This is a genomic window from Streptomyces sp. WAC07094, assembly GCF_036320405.1.
In the GTDB taxonomy this organism is placed as follows: Bacteria; Actinomycetota; Actinomycetes; order Streptomycetales; family Streptomycetaceae; genus Streptomyces; species Streptomyces lannensis.
Map to the genome: position 1 here is coordinate 1,016,175 of NZ_JAVMJZ010000001.1, position 19,074 is coordinate 1,035,248.

General features: G+C 71.7%; 18 protein-coding genes. 9 read left to right on the forward strand and 9 right to left on the reverse strand.

Annotated features, from left to right (window positions below):
• The first annotated feature begins 86 nt into the window (after window positions 1-86).
• A complete protein-coding gene (locus RCR19_RS04505; RefSeq protein WP_331263879.1) occupies window positions 87-401 on the forward strand; it encodes a hypothetical protein in 315 nt (104 codons plus the stop codon).
• A 242-nt stretch (window positions 402-643) separates the two neighbouring features.
• Window positions 644-1,171 carry an ATP-binding protein gene (locus RCR19_RS04510; RefSeq protein ID WP_331263880.1) on the forward strand — a complete coding sequence of 176 codons (528 nt, stop codon included), beginning with the start codon at window positions 644-646 and terminating at the stop codon, window positions 1,169-1,171.
• Between the two features lie 51 nt (window positions 1,172-1,222).
• On the opposite strand, the gene RCR19_RS04515 is transcribed toward RCR19_RS04510, so the two are convergent.
• The 4 genes from RCR19_RS04515 to RCR19_RS04530 form a co-directional block, all read right to left on the reverse strand.
• The gene (locus RCR19_RS04515) at window positions 1,223-3,784 is read right to left on the reverse strand and encodes an FtsX-like permease family protein (RefSeq protein WP_331263881.1); all 2,562 of its coding nucleotides are present in this window, start codon (window positions 3,782-3,784) and stop codon (window positions 1,223-1,225) included.
• Window positions 3,781-4,611: an ABC transporter ATP-binding protein gene (locus RCR19_RS04520; protein ID WP_331263882.1), complete on the reverse strand. Its 831-nt coding sequence runs from the start codon at window positions 4,609-4,611 to the stop codon at window positions 3,781-3,783. The genes RCR19_RS04515 and RCR19_RS04520 overlap by 4 nt, the downstream gene beginning before the upstream one ends.
• Window positions 4,608-4,895, reverse strand: a complete 288-nt coding sequence (locus RCR19_RS04525; RefSeq protein ID WP_059127462.1) for an SHOCT domain-containing protein — start codon at window positions 4,893-4,895, stop codon at window positions 4,608-4,610. The genes RCR19_RS04520 and RCR19_RS04525 overlap by 4 nt, the downstream gene beginning before the upstream one ends.
• A gap of 227 nt (window positions 4,896-5,122) precedes the next feature.
• The gene (locus RCR19_RS04530) at window positions 5,123-6,199 is read right to left on the reverse strand and encodes a pyridoxal-phosphate dependent enzyme (protein ID WP_331263883.1); all 1,077 of its coding nucleotides are present in this window, start codon (window positions 6,197-6,199) and stop codon (window positions 5,123-5,125) included.
• Between the two features lie 76 nt (window positions 6,200-6,275).
• Between RCR19_RS04530 and RCR19_RS04535 the strand changes: the two genes are divergently transcribed.
• Window positions 6,276-7,178 (forward strand): LysR family transcriptional regulator, encoded by a 903-nt coding sequence (locus RCR19_RS04535; RefSeq protein WP_331263884.1) that lies wholly within the window; start codon window positions 6,276-6,278, stop codon window positions 7,176-7,178.
• 171 nt (window positions 7,179-7,349) lie between these two features.
• Here the strand turns inward: RCR19_RS04535 and RCR19_RS04540 are convergent, their stop codons facing one another.
• Both RCR19_RS04540 and RCR19_RS04545 read right to left on the reverse strand, forming a co-directional pair.
• On the reverse strand, window positions 7,350-8,588 hold the full coding sequence (locus RCR19_RS04540; RefSeq protein WP_331263885.1) for an ROK family protein: 1,239 nt from the start codon (window positions 8,586-8,588) through the stop codon (window positions 7,350-7,352).
• Complete coding sequence (locus RCR19_RS04545; RefSeq protein ID WP_331263886.1) at window positions 8,585-9,274, reverse strand: alpha-ketoglutarate-dependent dioxygenase AlkB; 690 nt, start codon at window positions 9,272-9,274, stop codon at window positions 8,585-8,587. Before RCR19_RS04545 ends, RCR19_RS04540 begins: the two co-directional genes overlap by 4 nt.
• 92 nt (window positions 9,275-9,366) lie before the next feature.
• Here RCR19_RS04545 and RCR19_RS04550 point away from each other — a divergent pair, with 92 nt between their 5' ends.
• Window positions 9,367-10,509 (forward strand): methyltransferase, encoded by a 1,143-nt coding sequence (locus RCR19_RS04550; protein WP_331263887.1) that lies wholly within the window; start codon window positions 9,367-9,369, stop codon window positions 10,507-10,509.
• A 27-nt stretch (window positions 10,510-10,536) separates the two neighbouring features.
• Here RCR19_RS04550 and RCR19_RS04555 read toward each other — a convergent pair whose 3' ends face one another.
• Window positions 10,537-11,412, reverse strand: a complete 876-nt coding sequence (locus RCR19_RS04555; RefSeq protein ID WP_331263888.1) for a class II fructose-bisphosphate aldolase — start codon at window positions 11,410-11,412, stop codon at window positions 10,537-10,539.
• A 13-nt stretch (window positions 11,413-11,425) separates the two neighbouring features.
• Complete coding sequence (locus tag RCR19_RS04560) at window positions 11,426-12,316, reverse strand: sugar isomerase (protein WP_331263889.1); 891 nt, start codon at window positions 12,314-12,316, stop codon at window positions 11,426-11,428.
• Window positions 12,317-12,439: 123 nt separating this feature from the next.
• Between RCR19_RS04560 and RCR19_RS04565 the strand changes: the two genes are divergently transcribed.
• The 5 genes from RCR19_RS04565 to RCR19_RS04585 all read left to right on the forward strand — a co-directional run bounded on the left by RCR19_RS04565 (window position 12,440) and on the right by RCR19_RS04585 (window position 18,612).
• Complete coding sequence (locus RCR19_RS04565; protein ID WP_331263890.1) at window positions 12,440-13,219, forward strand: DeoR/GlpR family DNA-binding transcription regulator; 780 nt, start codon at window positions 12,440-12,442, stop codon at window positions 13,217-13,219.
• A 139-nt stretch (window positions 13,220-13,358) separates the two neighbouring features.
• Entirely contained in the window at window positions 13,359-15,194 is a 1,836-nt protein-coding gene (locus RCR19_RS04570) for a glycoside hydrolase family 15 protein (protein WP_331263891.1), read from the forward strand.
• A gap of 98 nt (window positions 15,195-15,292) precedes the next feature.
• Window positions 15,293-16,480: an MFS transporter gene (locus RCR19_RS04575; RefSeq protein WP_331263892.1), complete on the forward strand. Its 1,188-nt coding sequence runs from the start codon at window positions 15,293-15,295 to the stop codon at window positions 16,478-16,480.
• A 26-nt stretch (window positions 16,481-16,506) separates the two neighbouring features.
• On the forward strand, window positions 16,507-17,814 hold the full coding sequence (locus tag RCR19_RS04580) for a cytochrome P450 (protein WP_331263893.1): 1,308 nt from the start codon (window positions 16,507-16,509) through the stop codon (window positions 17,812-17,814).
• A gap of 57 nt (window positions 17,815-17,871) precedes the next feature.
• The gene (locus RCR19_RS04585; protein ID WP_331263894.1) at window positions 17,872-18,612 is read left to right on the forward strand and encodes a maleylpyruvate isomerase family mycothiol-dependent enzyme; all 741 of its coding nucleotides are present in this window, start codon (window positions 17,872-17,874) and stop codon (window positions 18,610-18,612) included.
• 43 nt (window positions 18,613-18,655) lie between these two features.
• On the opposite strand, the gene RCR19_RS04590 is transcribed toward RCR19_RS04585, so the two are convergent.
• On the reverse strand, window positions 18,656-19,048 hold the full coding sequence (locus RCR19_RS04590) for a MarR family transcriptional regulator (protein ID WP_331263895.1): 393 nt from the start codon (window positions 19,046-19,048) through the stop codon (window positions 18,656-18,658).
• Between the last annotated feature and the right edge of the window lie 26 nt (window positions 19,049-19,074).

A 19,074-nucleotide genomic window follows, 5' to 3' on the forward strand; every position in this document is an offset into this window, starting at 1 on the left:
GAGCGGACTCGACAGGACCACCCCGGATCGCGGCCCATGGGCGATCCGGACCGGACACAGCCGAGCGCACAAGGGGGCAGGGCAGCATGGCGGAGCCGGACTTCACGGCCACAGGTGTGCGGATCGGAAAGGGACTGCGGTCGCTCACGCGGGCCGGAGAGGTCCGGATCAGCGACGGCAGGCTGCGGCTGCTGACCAGCTACGGCAGCGAGATCGACAGCGCGCCGGTGCAGGCGGTGCGTGCGTCGAAGCCCTGGTACGCACCGCAGGACCGGGCGTCGGCGGATCTCAACGGCACCCGCTACTCACTGATCCTCGGCGAGCAGGACGCCGCTCCGGGCCGGCCGGGGCCGTCTGCGCGCCGGTTCATCGAGGCGGTCCGCAGGGCCGCCCGCGGCTGAGCGCGGCGCGAGTTGCAGGACTTCACCCCTTGCGTCACGCTGGTCTCACCTCACTCTGGGTTTACCGGCGATAACGCTGAAGAACCAGCCCGCCGGTCACGTCAGCGGGCGGCCCCCGTACGAAGCCGTTCGCACTAAGCGGCCGGAGTACTCAGCCGCACAGCAGGCGGCAGGTACGCCCAGCCCTCCTGCTGGATCCGATCTCCGTCTTCTTCCGGACCTCAATTCGGGGAGTCGCAGCCGTGATCAGCCAGCCAAGCAGGCACTGCACGGTGGAGCTCCAAGCCCTGCCGTCGCGGATCGGACAAGTCCGCAGAATCGTATCGGCGCAGTTGCGCTACTGGCACCTCGATCCCTTGATAGACCGGGCGGCGCTCGGTGTGACGGAACTGTTGACCAACGTCCACCTGCACGCCCAGCCCGACAAGACCTGCACCGTGGAGATGGAACTGCTGCTCGACCGGCTCACCGTCTCGGTGCACGACCACGATCCGCGACTGCCGCAGTTGTGCCACGCGGACGTCTCCGCCACCAGCGGGCGCGGACTCGCGATGGTCGCGGCGGTGTCCGACAGCTGGGGTGCGCGCCCGGACGGCGACTCGGGCAAAGTCGTCTGGTTCACGCTGCCCGCCTCGTCCTCGGCACCGTCCCGTCCGGTGCGCGCCCTCACGCCGTACGAGGCCGCGCTCGAGACGTCGGCCCGCTCGCTCGCGGTCGACGAGCGCAGGACGGAACACGTTTCTCCCGCCCGGTCCGCCGTTGCCGGCTGACCGGGCGGTGAGCCCGCCCCCAGGTGCGGCCCGGGCGCGGGCTCGCGCGGATCACTCCGCGGCGATGGCGCGCAGGACGTCCAGTCGGGCGGCTCGCCGGGCCGGGCGCAGGCCCGCGAGCGCACCGGCCGCGAGACCCACCAGCGCCACCACCGCGAGCCGCACGGGAGGCAGCGCGAAAGCGAACGCGGTGTCGGACGCGCCGCCGGAGGCCTCCACCAGGACCCAGCCGAGGAAGGCACCGAGGACCAGCCCGCCGGTCGTACCGAAGGCGGCCACGAGGACCGACTCCCAACGGACCATCGCCCGCAGTTGGGACCGTGTCTGCCCCACGGCCCTGAGCAGCCCGAGCTCGCGGGTGCGCTCGTGGATCGCCAGCGTCAGGGTGTTGGCGATACCGAGCAGGGCGATGAGCACCGCCAGGGCCAGGAGCGCGTAGACGAGGCTCAGCATCATGTCGATGCCGCCCGCCGACGACTGCGCGTACTCGTCCCGGGTCTGCACCGACGGGTTGCCGAACCGCTCCGCCACCCGCTCCACCGCCGCCTTCCCCTCGGCCGGGTCCACCCCGGGCCTGAAGGCGACGGCGACGAGCGTGTCGGAGTCCTGGGTACGGTGCGGGGCCCAGGCGGCACGGGTGATGACGTAGTCGCCCGCGAGTTCCGACCGGCCGTAGACCGCACGGACCGTGAAGGACTGCGTGGTCCCGTCGGTGAAGGTGAGCCGAGCCGTGCCGCCGACCGCCAGATGCTGCCGGCCGGCCTCCTCCTCGGTGATCGCGATGCCGTCGCCGCCGAGGTGGTCCAGGGAGCCGCGTACGGTGCCGAGGTCGAAGACCCGTCCCAGTGCGCCGGGATCGGTCACGGTCAGGGCCCGGCCGCTGCCGTCCACCTTCGCCACGCCGCGGCCCAGGCCGACGGCGTCCGCGACGGCCGGCTGCCGTGCGATCGCGGGGGCCAGTTTCGGGCTCAGCCCGCTGCCGCCCGCGCCGAACGAGGGGTTGCTGACGGCGACGTCACCGGCGAACGAGCGGGACACGGTCCGGTCCATCGTCGCCTTCAGGGACGCGCCGAACACGGTGAACAGCGACACCACGGCGACACCGATCATCAGGGCGCTCGCGGTCGCCGCCGTCCGCTTGGGACTGCGCAGGGCGTTGCGGCGGGCGAGGCCGCCGGTGACACCGCGCAGCCGGTCGACCGGGAAACCGAGCGCCCGCACCGCGACCCGCGACGCGGCCGGGCCGAGCACCACGAACGCGACGAGGGCGAGGACGGCACCGAGACCGGCCGACCACAGGGAGGGGCTCACCAGTACTCCGACGAGGGTGCTCGCGAGGGCCGCCGCCGCGCATGCGCCACCGACGACCGTGCGCGTACGGCTGCCCGCGGACCGGTCGACAGCGCTCTCCCGCAGCGCGGCCAGCGGTGCGGTGCGTCCGGCCCGTACCGCGGGCAGCAGTGCGGAGCCGAGGCAGACCAGGATGCCGACCGCGAGCGGCAGCAGCAGGGACAGGGCCCCGATCACCAGACCGCCCTCGGGGAAGGGGAATCCGATGGCCGGGAAGAGGGCCTGGAGCCCGGCCGCGATACCGAGGCCGCCCAGCAGCCCGGCGGCCGACGCCACGACGGCCACGGCACCGGCCTCGACGAGCGTGGCGACGGCCACCTGTCGGCGCGAGGCGCCGAGCGCGCGCAACAGGGCGTTGTCCCGCGTGCGCTGGGCGACGACGATCGCGAACGTGTTGTGGATCGAGAAGGTCGCCACGAGCAGCGCGACCCCGGAGAACACCAGGAGGAAGGTGGTGAACAGGGTGAGGAACTGGCTGGAGATCATCTCCGTGTTCTCCCGCGCCGACTCCTGGCCGGTGATGGCCTCGACCCCTTTGGGCAGCACGGAGGTCAGCTCGGAGACGAGCCGTGCCTGGCTCACCCCGGGACCGGCTCGCACCTGGATGCTCGCCGCCTGACCGGGCTCGGCGGTGAGGTACTTCTCGGCGTCGGCACGGGTCATGCCGGTGAAGGTCACCTGCGCCATGCCGTCCTGGCCGCCGAAGGTCGCGAGCCCGACCACGGTCACCTCGACGGGGTCGGGTGTGCGCAGGGTCGTCGTGTCCCCGATCCTCAGACCGCCCTTTTCGGCGGCGCCCCGGTTGACGACGACCTCACCGCTCCTCGCCGGGGCCCTGCCCTCCGCGATCCGGTACGGGTTGAGCCGGGCGTCGGTGATCCAGTTGCCCGCGAGGGTGGGCGGGCCCTGACCGCCGACGGGCTTGCCGTCGGCTCCCACGAGCTGGCCGCGGCCCTCGATCCGGGGCACCGCGGCGGCGACGCCGGGGACCTTTTCGATCGCGGGGACGAGCGAGGTGTCCACGGGCTGCCGGACGCCCTGGCTCTCGCCGGGCGTGGTGATGGTGTCGGCGCTGCGCACGACGGCGTCGGTGCCGGCGGTCGCGTCGCCGAACATGCTGCTGAAGCTCGCCCGCAGTGTGTCGCCCATGACGAGCGTGCCCGCCAGGAAGGCCACGCCGAGGAACACCGCGAGGAAGGTACCGGCGAAGCGCCTCTTGTGCGCGCGCAGCGAGGACACGCTCAGGCGCAGGGAGGCGTTCACGACCTCACCTCGAACGCCTTCAAGCGGTCGAGGACCTTCTCGGGCGTCGGCGCCTCCATACGGTCCACCAGGCGTCCGTCGGCGAGGAAGACGACCTCGTCGGCGTGGGCGGCGGCGACGGGGTCATGGGTGACCATGACGACCGTGCGCTCGGTCTCGCGCACGGCGCGGCCGAGCAGCCCGAGCACCTCCTCGCCGGAGCGGGAGTCCAGGTTGCCGGTGGGTTCGTCGGCGAAGACCACATCGGGCCGCCCGGCGAACGCCCGTGCCACGGCGACGCGTTGCTGCTGGCCACCGGAGAGTTCGGCCGGGCGGTGGTGCAACCGGTCGCGCAGTCCGACGACATCGACGAGGGCGTCGATCCACTCCGGGTCGCCCCTGCCGCCGGCCAGGTCCAGGGGGAGTGTGATGTTCTCCGCGACGGTGAGCGTCGGCACCAGGTTGAAGGCCTGGAAGACGAAGCCTATCCGGTCACGGCGCAGGAGGGTCAGCCGGCGGTCGTCCAGGCTGCTCAGATCGGTGTCACCGATGAGGGCGGAGCCGGAGGTGAGGGTGTCGAGTCCGGCGGCGCAGTGCATCAGCGTCGACTTGCCGGATCCCGAGGGCCCCATGATGGCGGTGAAGCGGCCCGCCGCGAAGGCGACGCTCACCCCGTCCAGGGCCCGGACCGCGGTGTCGCCGCTCCCGTACACCTTGACGGCGTCGACGACCTGCGCGGCCGTCCGTGCCGCGGTGGCCGTGGGAGCGGTCCGATGCGATCCCCGCGAGGCGCTGCGCTCCGCGGGGATCTCGTCCGGGACAGTGGTGGGGGTCGGGCCGGAACTCATGCGGCACCGCCCTTGCCCGTGCGGCCGAACTGGTCGTCGAGGACGGAGAGGCGGCGCCAGTACTCGTCCTCGTCGATCTCTCCGGAGGCGAAGCGCCGGCCGAGCACCGCGATCGGCGAGTCGCCCGCCGGACGGCCGTCCACGGCGCGCCAGGGTGCGCCGCGCCCGCGCCAGGCGGTGCGGCGCAGGACCGTCACGACGCCGATCACGACGGCCGCCCAGATCAGCGGGAAGAACAGGATCCAGGGGCCGGGGCCGCCGTCCCAGTGGGCCAGGGTCTGCATCTCGGGTCATCTCCTCGGTGTGTTGCTGCGGGATGTCTCGAGACTGGCGCCGGACGGGGGTCCGGGTCGTCGTACGGCCAGCGGCACTGTGTGTACCCCCGCGGGAGTACATGTGCGGGCGTCCGCTGCTACCCAAGGATCCGCTTCAGGACCGCTGCACGATCCGGTTCGGCTCAGTCGGGTTCTCGTTGCTGGTCAGGGGTGATCGTGGCTGATGGGCTGCGGGATCAGTCGGCGATGTGGCCGACGACTTGGGGAATTTCGAACAGGTTGCCGGTGTCCCCGGTGTGCAGGAACGCGACGTTGCTGTCGACGGGGATCCGCCCACTGCGGGCGTGGTCGAGCAAACCCGCGAGTCCTTTGCCGGTGTAGACGGGGCCGACGAAGACGCCTTCTGCTCGGGCCAGCTCGCGGATGGCCGCTGTGCTTTCGGCGGACGCGACGGCGTAGTCCTCGCCGATGAAGCGCTGGTCGATGTCGATCTCGGCGCGGATCGTCGCATCGTCGGGTACGGGCGCGCCCAAGGTGGCCAGCACCGCCTTGGTCCGGTCGACGATCACGCCGGGGTTCATCCGGTCTCCGTCGTTGAACCTCTGGATGGAGATCGACCGGAACTTCACCGGGTGTCCCAGACTCAGCTTGGCTGCCAGCATCCCCGGCAGCGCGGTCCCGGTGCCGATCGTGTGGTAGACGTAGTCGAGCTCGACCCCTGCGGCATCGGACTGTTCAAGCATCTCCCGGAACGTCAGGGCGTGCGCGATGTAGCCGTCGGGGTGCGCGCCACCGGTCCCGACGACGAGGACCTCGTGCCCCTGCGCTTCGAGTTCGGCCTTGCGCATGGCGATGGCGTCGGTGATCCGCGCGGCCTCGTCCGGAGAGTGCCAGACGTTGCCGCCGACGTTGATGACGTGGGTTTCGACACCCATCGTCTTGTTGAGCAGATAGTTGCCGCGGAACTCGCCGAGCTCACCATGCCGGGACACGTTCCGCGTCAGCACCAGGATCGGCGTGATTCCTGCGTTCAGACAGGCGGCGGCGAACTGCAGACCCGAGTTGGTCAGGTATTCGCCCTGGGTGATGAGGTGTGTCACTCCGTTCTCCAGGGCCCGCCCCAGGATGAACTCGGCCAGGCGCATCTTGCTCCCGCTGATCGCACTGGGTCCGGCCAGATCCTCGCGCTTCATGAAGAGGTTGATCCCGTACGCCGCCGACAGGTTGGGCAAGGCGTGCAACGGAGTGGGGTAGAACCCGACCCGGCATCGGGGGAGTTTGTTGATCGCGGTGTCGAATTGCGTGAAGTCCATGCGCCCAGCGTCGGCCACCCCTCCGGATTAGCACAAGCAATGATCCCTTCTGGGTCGATAAGCTATCCTTAACTTCATGTCCTGGTTGTTCGATCCGCGGCATCTGGTGACCCTTGCGGCTGTCGTGCGGCACGGCTCGTTCGCCGCTGCCGCAGAGGAGCTGGGCTACACCCAGTCCGCGGTCTCGCAGCAGGTCGCGGAACTGGAACGACGGGTCGGTGCTCGAGTCGTGGTCCGGCGGCCCGTCCGGGCGACCGAGGCCGGGCAGGTCCTTCTCGACACCGAGTCCGCGATCAGCGTGTCGATGAGTCGCGCCGCCACCGAGCTCGCGGCGCTCGCGGACGGAACCGGCGGCGAGGTGCGGCTCGGCGCGTTCATCTCGGCGGCGGCCTCCATCGTCCCTCCCGCGCTCGCACGCCTGCGTGCGACCCATCCGGCAGTTCACATCACACTCCGGGAACTCGAGCAGCGCGAAACGCATGCGCTGCTGTTCCGGGGAGAGATCGACCTGGCCGTCACCTTCGACTACGAACACGCTCCCGGGCCGGTGCCCACCGGGCTCACACAAGAGCACCTCATGGACGATCCGATCATGGTCGTCCTTCCCGTCGGTCATCCCCTGGCCGGAACTGACGGTGTCACCCCGGCCGACCTGCCGTCGGACGCATGGATCAACACCGCGGTCGACGCCCGCGACCTGGCAGCGTCACCCCTCGAAGGCGACCGGGGAAGCGGACATCGTCTGGACTTCGACGGCATGGACTTCCGCACCGCGCTCAATCTCGTCGCGGCGGGTCTCGGCGTCGCGCTGCTGCCGCGGCTGTTGCTGTCGGACGCCCCGCCGGGCGTCGTGGCTCTGCCCATGCGGCAACCCACACTCGTCCGTCGTCTCTACACCTGCCGGCTCGATACGAGAGGCGTGACCGCATCGATCAGGCGGCTGGAGATGTACCTGCGGGAGGCAGTGGCGGAATTCTGAAATACCGCACCGATCCTCGAATTCCAGGACGGAGCAATGCGATGGGCACCCTCCTTCGTCTCGCGAGGCGCCCGTCCACGATGGACCCGCGCGGATCGCCGCCTCCGTCGGTGCGGTGACGAACCAGCCGACCTCGGGTCGACGGGATGGCGCGATCGTGGGTATGCCGGTTCAGGCGAGCGCCGCCAGCGGATCGTCGAGCACCGGCTGCCAGGCCAGTTCCGCCGCGCCCACCAGGCTGTTGTGGTCCAGCGTGCAGGGGAGGATGGGGACGCCTCCGCTGCGGCCCCACAGACTGCGGTCGGCGACGACCGCCCGCAGCCGCTCGGGGTCGGTGTCCACCAGGGTGCGGTGCAGTCCGCCGAGGATGATGCGGTCCGGATTGAGGATGTTGACCAGGCCGGACAGGCCGAGACCCAGCCGGTCGATCAGCGCCTCCACGGCGGAACGGACGGCCGGGTCGTCCGGGTACCGGGTGCGGATGAGCTCGTTGGCCTGCTCCAGCTGCGACACCTCGGGCCCGGCGTCGTGGCCCGCCTCCTCGAGGAAGGCCAGCGGGTCCGCCTCTACGTCGAGGCAGCCGCGGCTGCCGCAGTGGCAGGGGCGTCCCTCGGGGTTGACGGTCAGATGTCCCACCTCGAGCGCGAGTCCCGAACTGCCGGTGTGCAGCCGCCCGTCGAGTACCAGCGCACCGCCCACGCCCCGGTGCCCCGTGGCCACGCACAACAGGTCACGGGAACCGCGACCGGCCCCGTGACGGTGCTCGGCGAGCGCGGCGAGGTTGACGTCGTTGGCGGCGAAGGCGGGCCCGGCGATGCCCGCGGCGCGCACGCACTCGGCGAAGATCTCCCGCACGGGGGCACCCGGAGGCCATGCGAGATGGAGCGGATTGAGCGCGAGGCCCTCGGGTTCGGCGACCGCCGACGGCACGGCCAGTCCCGCACCCACGCAGCGCCGTCCGGTCCGGCGCAGCAGCTCGTTGCCCGCCTCCACCACCGAACCGAGCACCTTCGCCGGGTCGGCGTCGACCGTCTCGCAGCCGGGCGCGGTCGCGACGATACGGCCGCCGAGCCCGACAAGCGCGGCCCGGAAGCCGTCCGCGTGCACCTGGGCGGCAAGTGCGACGGGGCCGTCCTCGGCGACCTCCAGCCGGTGCGAGGGACGGCCTTGCGCGCCGGCCGCGGCACCCGGATGCGCGTCGACCCGGATCAGGCCGAGCGCCTCCAGCTCGGCGGCCACCGCTCCCGCGGTCGCCCGGGTGACGCCCAGTTCGGCGGTGAGCACGGCACGGGTCGGCGCACGCCCGGTGTGCACCAGCTCCAGCGCCGGACCGAGCGCCCCGCGCCCCCGGTCGAGCCGCGTCCGGGTGTTCCCTTCCCCTGTCGTCCGGGGGGCCGCCTTGCCAGTCATGAGGGCGAGTCTCCCATGATCCGCTCCGGATCCGACCGGAGCCCGCTGACCCGCAGGGTGATGTTGAGCCGCCCCGTCAGTCGCAGTCCGGACGGCGCGGTCCCCGGACGCACCCGCGGCACCCCGTGGTAGGCGAATCGCGCCGGGCCACCGAAGACGAACAGGTCCCCGCTGCGCAGTTCCACGTGCGTGTAGGGGCGTGCGCGCGTCTCGGTGTTGCCGAAGCGGAAGACGCAGGAGTCGCCGAGGCTCAGTGACACGACGGGGGCGCCGGACTTCTCGTCGATGTCGCGGTGCATGCCCATATGGGCGTCCGCGTCATAGAAGTTGATGAGGGCGATGTCGTACGGCTCGCGGGGTACGGCGGCCGCGCCGAGGGCCGTCCCGGCCGCCTCGCTGCCGAGTGCGGCCAGCCACTCGGGCAGCGGTTTCACGGGGGCGCCGTCGCCGTCGACGACCGTGCGGGCGTATCCGTAGGGATACCAGTGCAGGCCGAGGCAGACCTGCCGTGAGGTCATCGTGCCGCCCCCTGGGGTGTGCACGGTCCGCAGTCCGGCGGGCGGCCGGGCCCACTCGCGGCAGGCCTCCAGAAGCCGCAGCTGACGGCCCTCGTCCAGCCAGTCCGGCACATGGACCGCGCCGGTGACGACTTCGGTGCGGCTGCGCGGGAAGAGCTCGGCGTCCATGGACTCATCATCACGCAGCGCGCGGCCCGCAGGACCGCCTGCCACTGCCGGGAACAGGGCCGGACCTGCCGCTCGGCTAGCCTGGACGCACGATGAACGACCGTATGACCACGCCCTGGGGCACCTGCACGCTGGCCCGCTTCCCCGAGGATCCCCGCGACCGGCTGCGCGCCTGGGACGCGTCCGACGCATATCTGCTGCGGCACCTCGCGGCGGACGGCACCCGACTGGACGGCACGGTCGTGGTCGTCGGCGACCGGTGGGGCGCACTCACCACGGCCCTCGCGGCGCACCGGCCGACCCTGATCACCGACTCCTTCCTGGCCCGCGAGGCGACCCGGGCGAATCTCGCGCGCAACGGCGTCGAGGTGGACACGGCAAGGCTCCTGACCACCCGGGACGTTCCGCCGGACCGCATCGACGTGCTCCTCGTACGGGTGCCGAAGAGCCTTGCCCTGCTGGAGGACCAGTTGCACCGGCTGGCACCCGCCGTGCACGAGGGGACGGTCGTCATCGGCACGGGGATGGTGAAGGAGATCCACACCTCGACGCTGAAGCTGTTCGAGCGTGTTCTCGGCCCGACCCGCACCTCGCTCGCCGAGCAGAAGTCCCGGCTCGTCTTCTGCACCCCCGACCCGGCACTCGTACGAGCCGCCAGCCCCTGGCCCTACCGCTACGAACTCCCCGACGACACCGGTGCGTTGTCCGGACGGACCGTCACCAACCACGCGGGCGTCTTCTGCGCCGACCACCTCGACATCGGTACCCGGTTCTTCCTCGGTCATCTGCCGCAGGGCGGGGGTGCCCGCCGGATCGTGGACCTGGGCTGCGGCAACGGCGTGGTCGGGCTGGCCGCCGCCCTGGCCGAACCCGAGGCGGAGGTGGTGTTCGTCGACGAGTCCTACCAGGCGGTGGCCTCGGCGGAGGCCACCTACCGTGACAACGCGGGTGGGAAGGCGGAGTTCCTGGTGGGCGACGGAATGTCCGGGCTGCCGGACGCGAGCGTCGACCTCGTGCTCAGCAACCCGCCGTTCCACTCCCACCAGGCCACCACGGACGCCGTCGCCCGGCGGATGTTCTCGGGCGCGCGGCGTGCCCTGCGGCCCGGTGGCGAGCTGTGGGTGGTCGGCAACCGTCACCTGGGTTACCACGTGACGCTGCGCCGCATCTTCGGCAACAGCGAACTGGTCGCGAGCAACGCCAAGTTCGTCGTCCTGAAGGCCGTCCGGGAGTAGCCGGAGCGGCATGCCCCACCGCGGCGTCTACCGGGGTGCCTCCTCGGGTGTGCCGCCCAGGAGGACGGTGACGAGGCGGGCCACGCTGCGGACCATGGCCTCCCGGCCCACGGCGAGATACGCGCGCGAGTCGACTGCCTCGGGGTGTGCCACGAGGAACTCCCGGATCGCACCGGTCATGGCGACGTTCAGGGCCGTGCCGATGTTGACCTTCGTGATGCCGCCGGTGACGGCCGCGGTCAGTTCGCCGTCCGGAAGTCCGGAGGAGCCGTGCAGTACGAGCGGCACACCGACCACGGCACTGAGCCGCTTGAGCAGGGCGTGGTCGAGCGCGGCGGTGCGCGTGGTCATCGCATGGCTGCTGCCGACGGCGACGGCAAGCGCGTCGACCCCGGCGTCGGCCACGAAGGCGGCCGCCTGACCGGGGTCGGTCCGGGCGCCGGGTGCGTGCGGGTCGGGCGGCGGCTCGCCGTTCTTGCCGCCGACCTCACCCAACTCCGCCTCGACCCAAAGCCCTTGGGCATGGGCCCAGTCGGTGGCGGCGCGTGTGGCGGCGAGGTTCTCCTCGTACGGCAGCCGGGCCGCGTCGTACATCACGGAGCTGAACCCGGCACCGGGTGCCTGCCGCAGCAGGTCGTCGTCGTGGACGTGGTCGAGATGCAGGGCGACGGGCACGGCAGCGCGTTCGGCGGCGGCGCCGGCCGCGCGGGCGATCGGGAGCAGACGTCCGTGGCGGAACCTGACGGCGTTCTCGCTGACCTGGAGCACGACCGGCGCGTGGACCGCCTCCGCGCCCGCTATCACGGCCTCGACGTGCTCGAGCGTGATCACGTTGAACGCGGCGACGGCCCGGTGCTCCGCGGCCGCGTCGGTGATCAGCTCACCGGTGGTGGCAAGGGGCACGACTCCTCTCCTCTCAGTGGGTGGCGGGAGGGAGGATCACCGAGCGGGTCAGGTGCCGTGGCCGGTCGGGGTCGAGCCCCCGGGCGGCGGCGACGGCGACGGCCAGCCGCTGGACACCGACGAGTTCGGCGAGCGGGTCGAGTCCGCCGGCCACCCACCGCGCCCCGGTCTGCGCGACCTGCCGGGCGAGCCCCTCGGGCGGCTCGCCGAGCATCCAGGTGGCCGTGCCGCGGGTGGTGACGCTGATGGGGCCGTGGCGGTACTCCATCGCCGGATAGGCCTCCGTCCAGGCCAGCGCCGCCTCGCGCATCTTCAGCCCGGCCTCGTTCGCCAGCCCGACGGTCCAGCCGCGGCCGAGGAAGGTGAACTGGGCGCAGTCGACGAGCCCTTCGGGCAGTGGTCTGCCGAGCGCCGTGCGGGCGTCGGCGACCACGGCGTCGGTGTGCCTGCCGAGGTGGGCGCGGATCAGGGTGAGGGCGGTGGTGGCGAACCGGGTCTGGACGACGGAGCGCTCGTCGGCGTAGTCGAGGACGATCACGTCGCCGACAAGGTCCGTCACCGGTGTGCGCGGGTCGGCTGTGATCGCGGTCGTCCGGGCCCTTCCGCGGAGCCGGTCGAGGAGGTCGAGTACCTCGGTGGTGGTGCCGGACCGGGTGAGGGCGACGACCCGGTCGTACGGGCGGCCGTGGGGGAACTCGGAGGCCGCGAACGCGTCGGTCTCCCCCTGCCCGGACGTCTCGCGCAGCACGGCGGCGGACTGCGCCATGAAGAAGGAGGTCCCGCATCCCACGATCGCGACCCGCTCCCCCTCGGCCGGAAGCGCGTCCTTGTACATGTCCGCACCTGCGGCGGCGCGGGCCCAGCACTCGGGCTGACCGGCCAGCTCCTCTACGACATGCGTCATGGCGATCCCCTCCCGCCGTGCGTTTTCTTGCAAGTTATCGGCTACTTTCGAGCATAATCAAGCATCAGGCCGACATCGGGGTGCGCCGGGTTCGTCGGGACGTCTGGGAAACGGAGAGTGCGGATGTCGCGCGACGCCCGCTGGAAGGCACTGCTCGAACTGCTCGTCGAGCGGGGCCGGCTGGATGTCGAGGAGGCGGCGGCCGACCTCGAGGTGTCCGCCGCGACCATCCGCCGGGACTTCGACCTGCTCGCGGAGCAGCAGATGCTGGTGCGCACCCGGGGCGGAGCGGTGCCGCACGGCGTCTCCTACGAGCTGCCGTTGCGCTACAAGACGGCCCGGCACGCCTCCGAGAAGCAGCGCGTCGCCGAGGCGGTGGCCGGGCTGATCGCACCCGGGGAGGCCGTGGGCCTCACCGGCGGTACGACCACGACGGAGGTGGCACGGGCCCTGGCGGTGCGCGGAGACCTGGCGTCGGGCTCACCCGCGCTGACCGTCGTCACCAACGCGCTCAACATCGCCAACGAGCTGGCCGTACGCCCTCAGTTCAAGATCGTGGTGACGGGCGGTGTGGCGCGCGCGCAGTCGTACGAGCTCGTCGGTCCGCTCGCGGACGCCGTGCTCGGCCGGATCACCCTCGACGTCACCGTGCTGGGCGTGGTGGCCTTCGACGCCGTCCACGGCGCGGCGGCCAACGACGAGGCGGAGGCGGCGATCAACCAGCTGCTCTGCGAGCGCGCCGAGCGCGTCGTCGTGGCGGCGGACTCCAGCAAGCTGGGCCGGCGCGCGTTCGCCCGTATCTGCGGGGTGGAGTCGGTGGACACTCTGGTCACGGACGCCGCGGCGGGGAGCGATGCGGTACGGCCGTTCGAGGAGGCGGGCGTACGGGTGATCACGGCCTGAGACACGGCCACCAGCCCACCGCGGACGAACCGGCCCCTGCCCGTGAGGCTCCGCGGTTCCGCTCCCCGTGCCCCCGCTGACCAGGGCGCCTAAGCTGATACCTGCGGTGGGGCGGTACCTGGTGTTCAGGGAGGCTTCGATGGCCGAGACACCGTGCGACCGGTTCGCACCCGGAGACTCGCGGTATCTGCCGATCGCCGACCACGGCCTCATCGGCGATCTGCGCACGGTCGCCCTGGTGGGGACGAACGGCACCATCGACTGGTACTGCTGCCCGGCCTTCGACCGCCCGAGCGTCTTCGCGTCGATCCTGGACGCGGAGCGGGGCGGCTCCTTCGAGCTGACGGCCACCGTGCCGGCCCGGACCAAGCAGTTCTACTTCCCCGACACCAACGTCCTCATCACCAGGTTCTTCACCGAGGACGGCGTCGGCGAGGTGCAGGACTTCATGCCCGTCGGCACGGGGTGCGTCGAGGCCGACCGGCACCGGCTGATCCGGCGGGTGCTGTGTGTGCGCGGCTCCCTCCCGTTCCGGGCGCGGATCGCCCCGCGGTTCGGTTACGGCGCCCAGCCGCACACCCTCCGCCTCCTCGGTGACGTGGCCGTCTTCGAATCCGCCGATCTGTCCCTGGCCCTGACCGCCACGATGCCGCTCGAAGGCGACGACTCCGACGTCTGGGCCGACTTCAAACTCAGCGAGGGCGAGTCGGCGGTCTTCTCGCTGGACCAGGTCGACGATTCCCTCCCTCCGCGCATGTGCGCACGCGCGGAGGCGGAGAGGCAGTTCGCCACCACGGTGGCGTACTGGCGGCACTGGCTGGCCGCCTCGCGCTACCGCGGCCGGTGGCGGGAGATGGTGCACCGCTCCGCCCTCACGCTGAAGCTGCTCACCTACGCTCCGACCGGCGCGATCGTGGCCGCGCCCACGACGAGCCTGCCCGAGCAGCTCGGCGGCGAGCGCAACTGGGACTACCGGTACGTCTGGGTGCGCGATGCGGCCTTCTGCGTCTACGCCCTGTTGCGCCTGGGTTTCACGGGCGAGGCCGAGGCGTTCATGCGGTTCGTGACCCGGCACATCATCCCGGGCGACGGCGGGCCGTCGGGCCCCTTGCAGATCATGTACGGCATCGACGGGCGCACCGACCTGCCCGAGTACGAACTCGACCATCTGGAGGGCCACCAGGGCTCCGCGCCGGTGCGGATCGGCAACGCCGCCGCCGACCAGCTCCAGCTCGACATCTACGGCGCCCTCATCGACTCCATCTATCTCTACGACAAGTGGGCGCAGCCCATCTCCAGCGACCAGTGGGACAACGTCTGCGACCTGGTGGACTGGGTCTGCAAGCACTGGGACCAGCCCGACGAGGGTGTCTGGGAGACAAGGGGCGGCCGCAAGAACTTCCTCTACTCCCGGCTGATGTGCTGGGTGGCCATCGAACGTGCCATCCGGCTCGCCAACCGCCGGGGGCTGCCCGCCGATCTGCCCCGCTGGCGTCAGTGCCGGGACACGATCTACCGGCGGATCATGCAACGGGGCTGGTCCGAGACGCGGCAGGCCTTCGTCCAGCACGAGGACGGCGACGTGCTCGACGCCGCCGTGCTGATGATGCCGCTGGCAAAGTTCATCGCGCCCACCGACCCCAAGTGGCTGTCCACCCTCGACGCACTCACCCAGGACCTGGTGTCCGACTCCCTGGTCTACCGCTACGACCCGCAGGCGAGCCCGGACGGTCTGCGGGGCGACGAGGGAACATTCTCCATCTGCTCGTTCTGGTACGTGGAGGCCCTGGTCCGGGCCGGCCGCCTGGACGAGGCGCGGCTCGCCTTCGAGAAGATGCTCACCTACGCGAACCACCTCGGGCTGTACGCCGAGGAGATCAGTCACACCGGTGAGCAGGAGGGCAACTTCCCGCAGGCGTTCACCCACTTCGCGCTGATCAGCGCGGCGTTCAACCTGGACCGGGCGCTCGGCTGACCGGCCGTGCGCCATCGGCGGCTCCCTTGCCCCGGCCCGGTGGAGCCCTCTAGGCTGATTTTGTGCCGCTAATAAACAAAACCCGATCGCACAGCGTCGTGCCGGGCAACGACCTGACCCGGCTCCGGATCGCCGTCACCGTGTTCTTCGCGCTGGACGGCTTCATCTTCGCCGGCTGGGTGGTCCGCATCCCCGCCATCAAGCAGCAGACGGGTGCCTCGGCCGGCACGCTCGGTCTCGCCCTGCTCGGGGTCTCCGCCGGCGCGGTCGTGACGATGACGCTCATCGGGCGGCTCTGCCGGCGCTACGGCAGCCACCCGGTGACCGTGGTCTGCGCGGTCCTGCTGTCGCTGAGCGTGGCCCTGCCCCCGCTCACGCACTCGGCGCTCGCCCTGGGGCTGGTACTGCTGGTCTTCGGGGCGGCGTACGGGGCGATCAACGTCGCGTTCAACAGCGCCGCCGTCGACCTGGTCGCAGCGCTCCGGCGGCCGGTCATGCCGAGCTTCCACGCGGCGTTCAGTCTGGGTGGCATGGTGGGCGCCGGTCTCGGCGGACTGGTCGCGGGATCCCTGTCCCCCACCCGGCACCTCCTGGGGCTCACCGTGATCGGCCTGCTCGTGACGGCGGCCGCCGGGCCCACACTCCTGCGCCACGAGCCCTTGGTGCCACCCGACCGCGTGCGGAACGCGGCACACCCCGCGCGCCGTCTCGACACCAGGACCCGTGGTCTGGTGACGGTCTTCGGACTGATCGCCCTGTGCACCGCGTACGGCGAGGGCGCACTCGCGGACTGGGGCGCCTTGCACCTGGAGCAGGACCTCGACGCGCACCCGGGTGTGGCCGCGGCCGGCTATTCGTCCTTCGCCCTCGCCATGACCGTCGGCCGGCTCGGCGGCACATCGCTGCTGGAACGGCTCGGCCCGGTCCGCACCGTGGTCGCGGGCGGCGCCACGGCCGCCGCGGGCATGCTGCTCGGCTCACTCGCCCCGTCCGTTTGGGCGACGCTCCTCGGTTTCGCGGTGACGGGACTGGGCCTCGCCAACCTCTTCCCCGTCGCCGTCGAGCGCGCCGGCAGGCTCGCCGGTCCGACGGGGGTAGCGGTGGCCTCGACGCTCGGCTACGGCGGCATGCTCCTCGGCCCGCCCGCGATCGGGTTCATGGCCGACTGGTACTCCCTGCCCGCAGCGCTCACCAGTGTCGCGGTGCTGGCCGCCGTCGCCTCCACGATCGGCTATGTGACGCGCCACGCGACCGCCGTCCGTGAAACCGTGGTGAAACCGGGCTGAAGGCGGCCACCGGCACGCTGTGCGGCATGACTTCACACCACGCCACCACCCCGGCCGCCGGAACCCGCCCGGTCCACCTGACTCCCGAACTCGTCGAGGATCCCGTCGGCGCATACGCGGAGTTCCGCGCCCAGGAGCGGCTTCCCCAGGTGGTGCTCCCGGGTCTGCAGACCCCGGTCCGGCTCGTCACACGCCATACCGACGTCAAGGCCGCACTGACCGAGCCCCGGCTGATCCGGGACCGATCCAAGATCCCCGGCGGCGCCGGCGGCGCCGACCCGCAGGCGGAACTGCTGGAGGCGGCCTTCGCCGGCTTCCCCGCCGATTACGCCAAGTACGTCTCCGGGCATCTGGCCCTGTTCGACGGCGAGGAGCACGCCCGGCTGCGCGTCCCGCTCACCCGGGCGTTCACCGCCCGCCGGATCGCGGCGCTGCGCCCGTTCGTGGAACGGGTGGCCGAGGACCTGCTGTCCGCCCTCGCGCCCAAGGACGAGGCGGACCTGCTGGGCGAGTTCGCCTACCCGCTGACCACCGTCGTCGTCTGCGAGCTCGTCGGCATCGACGACACCGCCCGGGACCGCGTGTGCGCCTGGATCCACGACTTCGCGTACGGCGACGGCAGCCGGACGGTGGACGGGCTGGTCGGCATCGTCGACTACGTCAGGGAACTGATCGCCCGGCGCCGGGCCGAACCCACCGACGACCTGATCTCCGCGCTGATCGAGGGGGGCCGCGACGGCGGTGACGCGCTCACCGAGGACGAACTGATCTCGGTGGTCTTCCTGCTCATCAGCACCGGCATCACCCCACCCGCCCTCTTCCTTGCCCATGCGGTCCTCGCCCTCTTCGACCACCCGGACCAACTGGCCCGGCTCCGCCGTGAGCCAGGCCTGCTGGACCGCGCGGTGCCCGAACTCCTGCGCCACGTCAGCCTCGTACGCATCGGCGCATCCATGTACGCCACCGAGGACTTCGAGTTCGCCGGAACCCCGGTGAAGAAGGGCGAGACGGTGACCGTCGCCCTGCTCGCCGCCGACCACGATCCGCGGGAGTACGGCGAAGGACCGGAACGTCTCGACATCGCACGGGAGTCCGGCCGGGGCGACGGCCATCTGGCCTTCGGTCACGGCCCCCACTACTGCCTGGGCGCGGCCCTCGGGCGTCTCGTCACCTCCGTCGTCCTCGACCGGGTGCTCGTCCGGCGGCCGGAGACCGCACTCGCGGTGGACCGCGGGGAGCTCGAGTTCGGGCACTGGCCGGGTGACGGCTTCCATCTGCTGCGGCTTCCCGTCCGGTTGTGCGCGGACGCCCCCGGGCGGTCGATGGACGCGTGACACGGGCCCACCGGCGCCACTCTCCCCTCGGCGCACCGCGTCCGGCACACTCACCCCATGGAGACTGCCGAGTTCGTACAGATCCTGGACCGTGAGGGCGGGTTGCTGGCCGCGGCGGCGGAGCAGGCCGGCGTCGACGCCGAGGTGCCGACCTGTCCGGGCTGGCAGGTGCGGGATCTGCTGCAGCACACGGGCATGGTGCACCGCTGGGCCGCGTCCTTCGTCACCGAGGGGCACACCTCACCCCACCCGGACGGCGGCCTGCCCGATCTCGACGGTTCCGCACTGGCGGCCTGGTTCCGGGACGGCCACCGCAGGCTCGTGGACACCCTCTCCTGCGCCGCGCCCGATGTGCGGTGCTGGCACTTCCTGCCGGCGCCCTCGCCACTCACGTTCTGGGCCCGGCGGCAGGCGCACGAGACGACGGTGCACCGGATCGACGCGGAGGCGGCGCGCGGCGGCACACCCACCGCCGTCGCCCCCGCTCTCGCCCTCGACGGTATCGACGAGTTGCTGCGCGGCTTCCACGCCCGCCGTCGCAGCAGGGTCCGCAGCGAGGAGCCGCGTGTCCTGCGCGTGCGGGCCACGGATGCCGACGACGCCGTGTGGACCGTGCGATTGTCGACCGAGCCGCCCGTGACCGAGCGGGCCGACGCCGGCCGGGCGGATTGCGAAGTGACCGGGCCGGCCGAGGCGTTGTACCTGTCGCTCTGGAACCGGCTGCCGTTTCCGGCCGTGTCCGGCGACGCCTCGATCGCGGCCCTGTGGCGCGAGAAGTCCGCGGTCACCTGGAGTTGAGCCGGCACCCGCCGGAGGCGTCCCGCCCGGCGCTGCCAGTCCCTCAGTCCGTGAGCATCCTCGTCAGCACCGCACGCTGCACCGGAAGCACCTCGCCGTGCAGCGTTCGCCCCTTGGCGGTGAGTGCCACGCGCACGCCCCGCCGGTCCTCGGGGCACAGGGCCCGCTCGAGCAGACCGTCCTTCTCCAAACGCGCGATCAGCCGCGACAGCGCGCTCTGGCTCAGATGGACCCGCTCGGAGATCTCCTGGACGCGGTAGGAGCAGGAACCGTCTCCCGCCGCCTCGGACAGGACGTCGAGGACTTCGAAGTCACTGGCACACAGACCGTGCGCGTGCAGGGTGCGATCCAGTTCGCACTGGGTGCGCGCATGCAGGGTCAGAATGTCGCGCCACCGGTCCACGAGCGTCTGCTCGGTCTTGTCCACGGTCGCCATGCGCGCACGGTAGCAAGAATCCAAGA

What these genes read in the sequence shown, in the direction of transcription:
- RCR19_RS04530 (WP_331263883.1), bottom strand. Translation starts at nt 6,199, where the DNA reads ATGGACTTCACGCAATTCGACACCGCGATCAACAAACTCCCCCGATGC.
- RCR19_RS04505 (WP_331263879.1), top strand. Translation starts at nt 87, where the DNA reads ATGGCGGAGCCGGACTTCACGGCCACAGGTGTGCGGATCGGAAAGGGA.
- RCR19_RS04580 (WP_331263893.1), top strand. Translation starts at nt 16,507, where the DNA reads ATGACTTCACACCACGCCACCACCCCGGCCGCCGGAACCCGCCCGGTC.
- RCR19_RS04545 (WP_331263886.1), bottom strand. Translation starts at nt 9,274, where the DNA reads ATGGACGCCGAGCTCTTCCCGCGCAGCCGCACCGAAGTCGTCACCGGC.
- RCR19_RS04565 (WP_331263890.1), top strand. Translation starts at nt 12,440, where the DNA reads ATGTCGCGCGACGCCCGCTGGAAGGCACTGCTCGAACTGCTCGTCGAG.
- RCR19_RS04560 (WP_331263889.1), bottom strand. Translation starts at nt 12,316, where the DNA reads ATGACGCATGTCGTAGAGGAGCTGGCCGGTCAGCCCGAGTGCTGGGCC.
- RCR19_RS04520 (WP_331263882.1), bottom strand. Translation starts at nt 4,611, where the DNA reads ATGAGTTCCGGCCCGACCCCCACCACTGTCCCGGACGAGATCCCCGCG.
- RCR19_RS04585 (WP_331263894.1), top strand. Translation starts at nt 17,872, where the DNA reads ATGGAGACTGCCGAGTTCGTACAGATCCTGGACCGTGAGGGCGGGTTG.
- RCR19_RS04590 (WP_331263895.1), bottom strand. Translation starts at nt 19,048, where the DNA reads ATGGCGACCGTGGACAAGACCGAGCAGACGCTCGTGGACCGGTGGCGC.
- RCR19_RS04525 (WP_059127462.1), bottom strand. Translation starts at nt 4,895, where the DNA reads ATGCAGACCCTGGCCCACTGGGACGGCGGCCCCGGCCCCTGGATCCTG.
- RCR19_RS04540 (WP_331263885.1), bottom strand. Translation starts at nt 8,588, where the DNA reads ATGACTGGCAAGGCGGCCCCCCGGACGACAGGGGAAGGGAACACCCGG.
- RCR19_RS04570 (WP_331263891.1), top strand. Translation starts at nt 13,359, where the DNA reads ATGGCCGAGACACCGTGCGACCGGTTCGCACCCGGAGACTCGCGGTAT.
- RCR19_RS04535 (WP_331263884.1), top strand. Translation starts at nt 6,276, where the DNA reads ATGTCCTGGTTGTTCGATCCGCGGCATCTGGTGACCCTTGCGGCTGTC.
- RCR19_RS04550 (WP_331263887.1), top strand. Translation starts at nt 9,367, where the DNA reads ATGAACGACCGTATGACCACGCCCTGGGGCACCTGCACGCTGGCCCGC.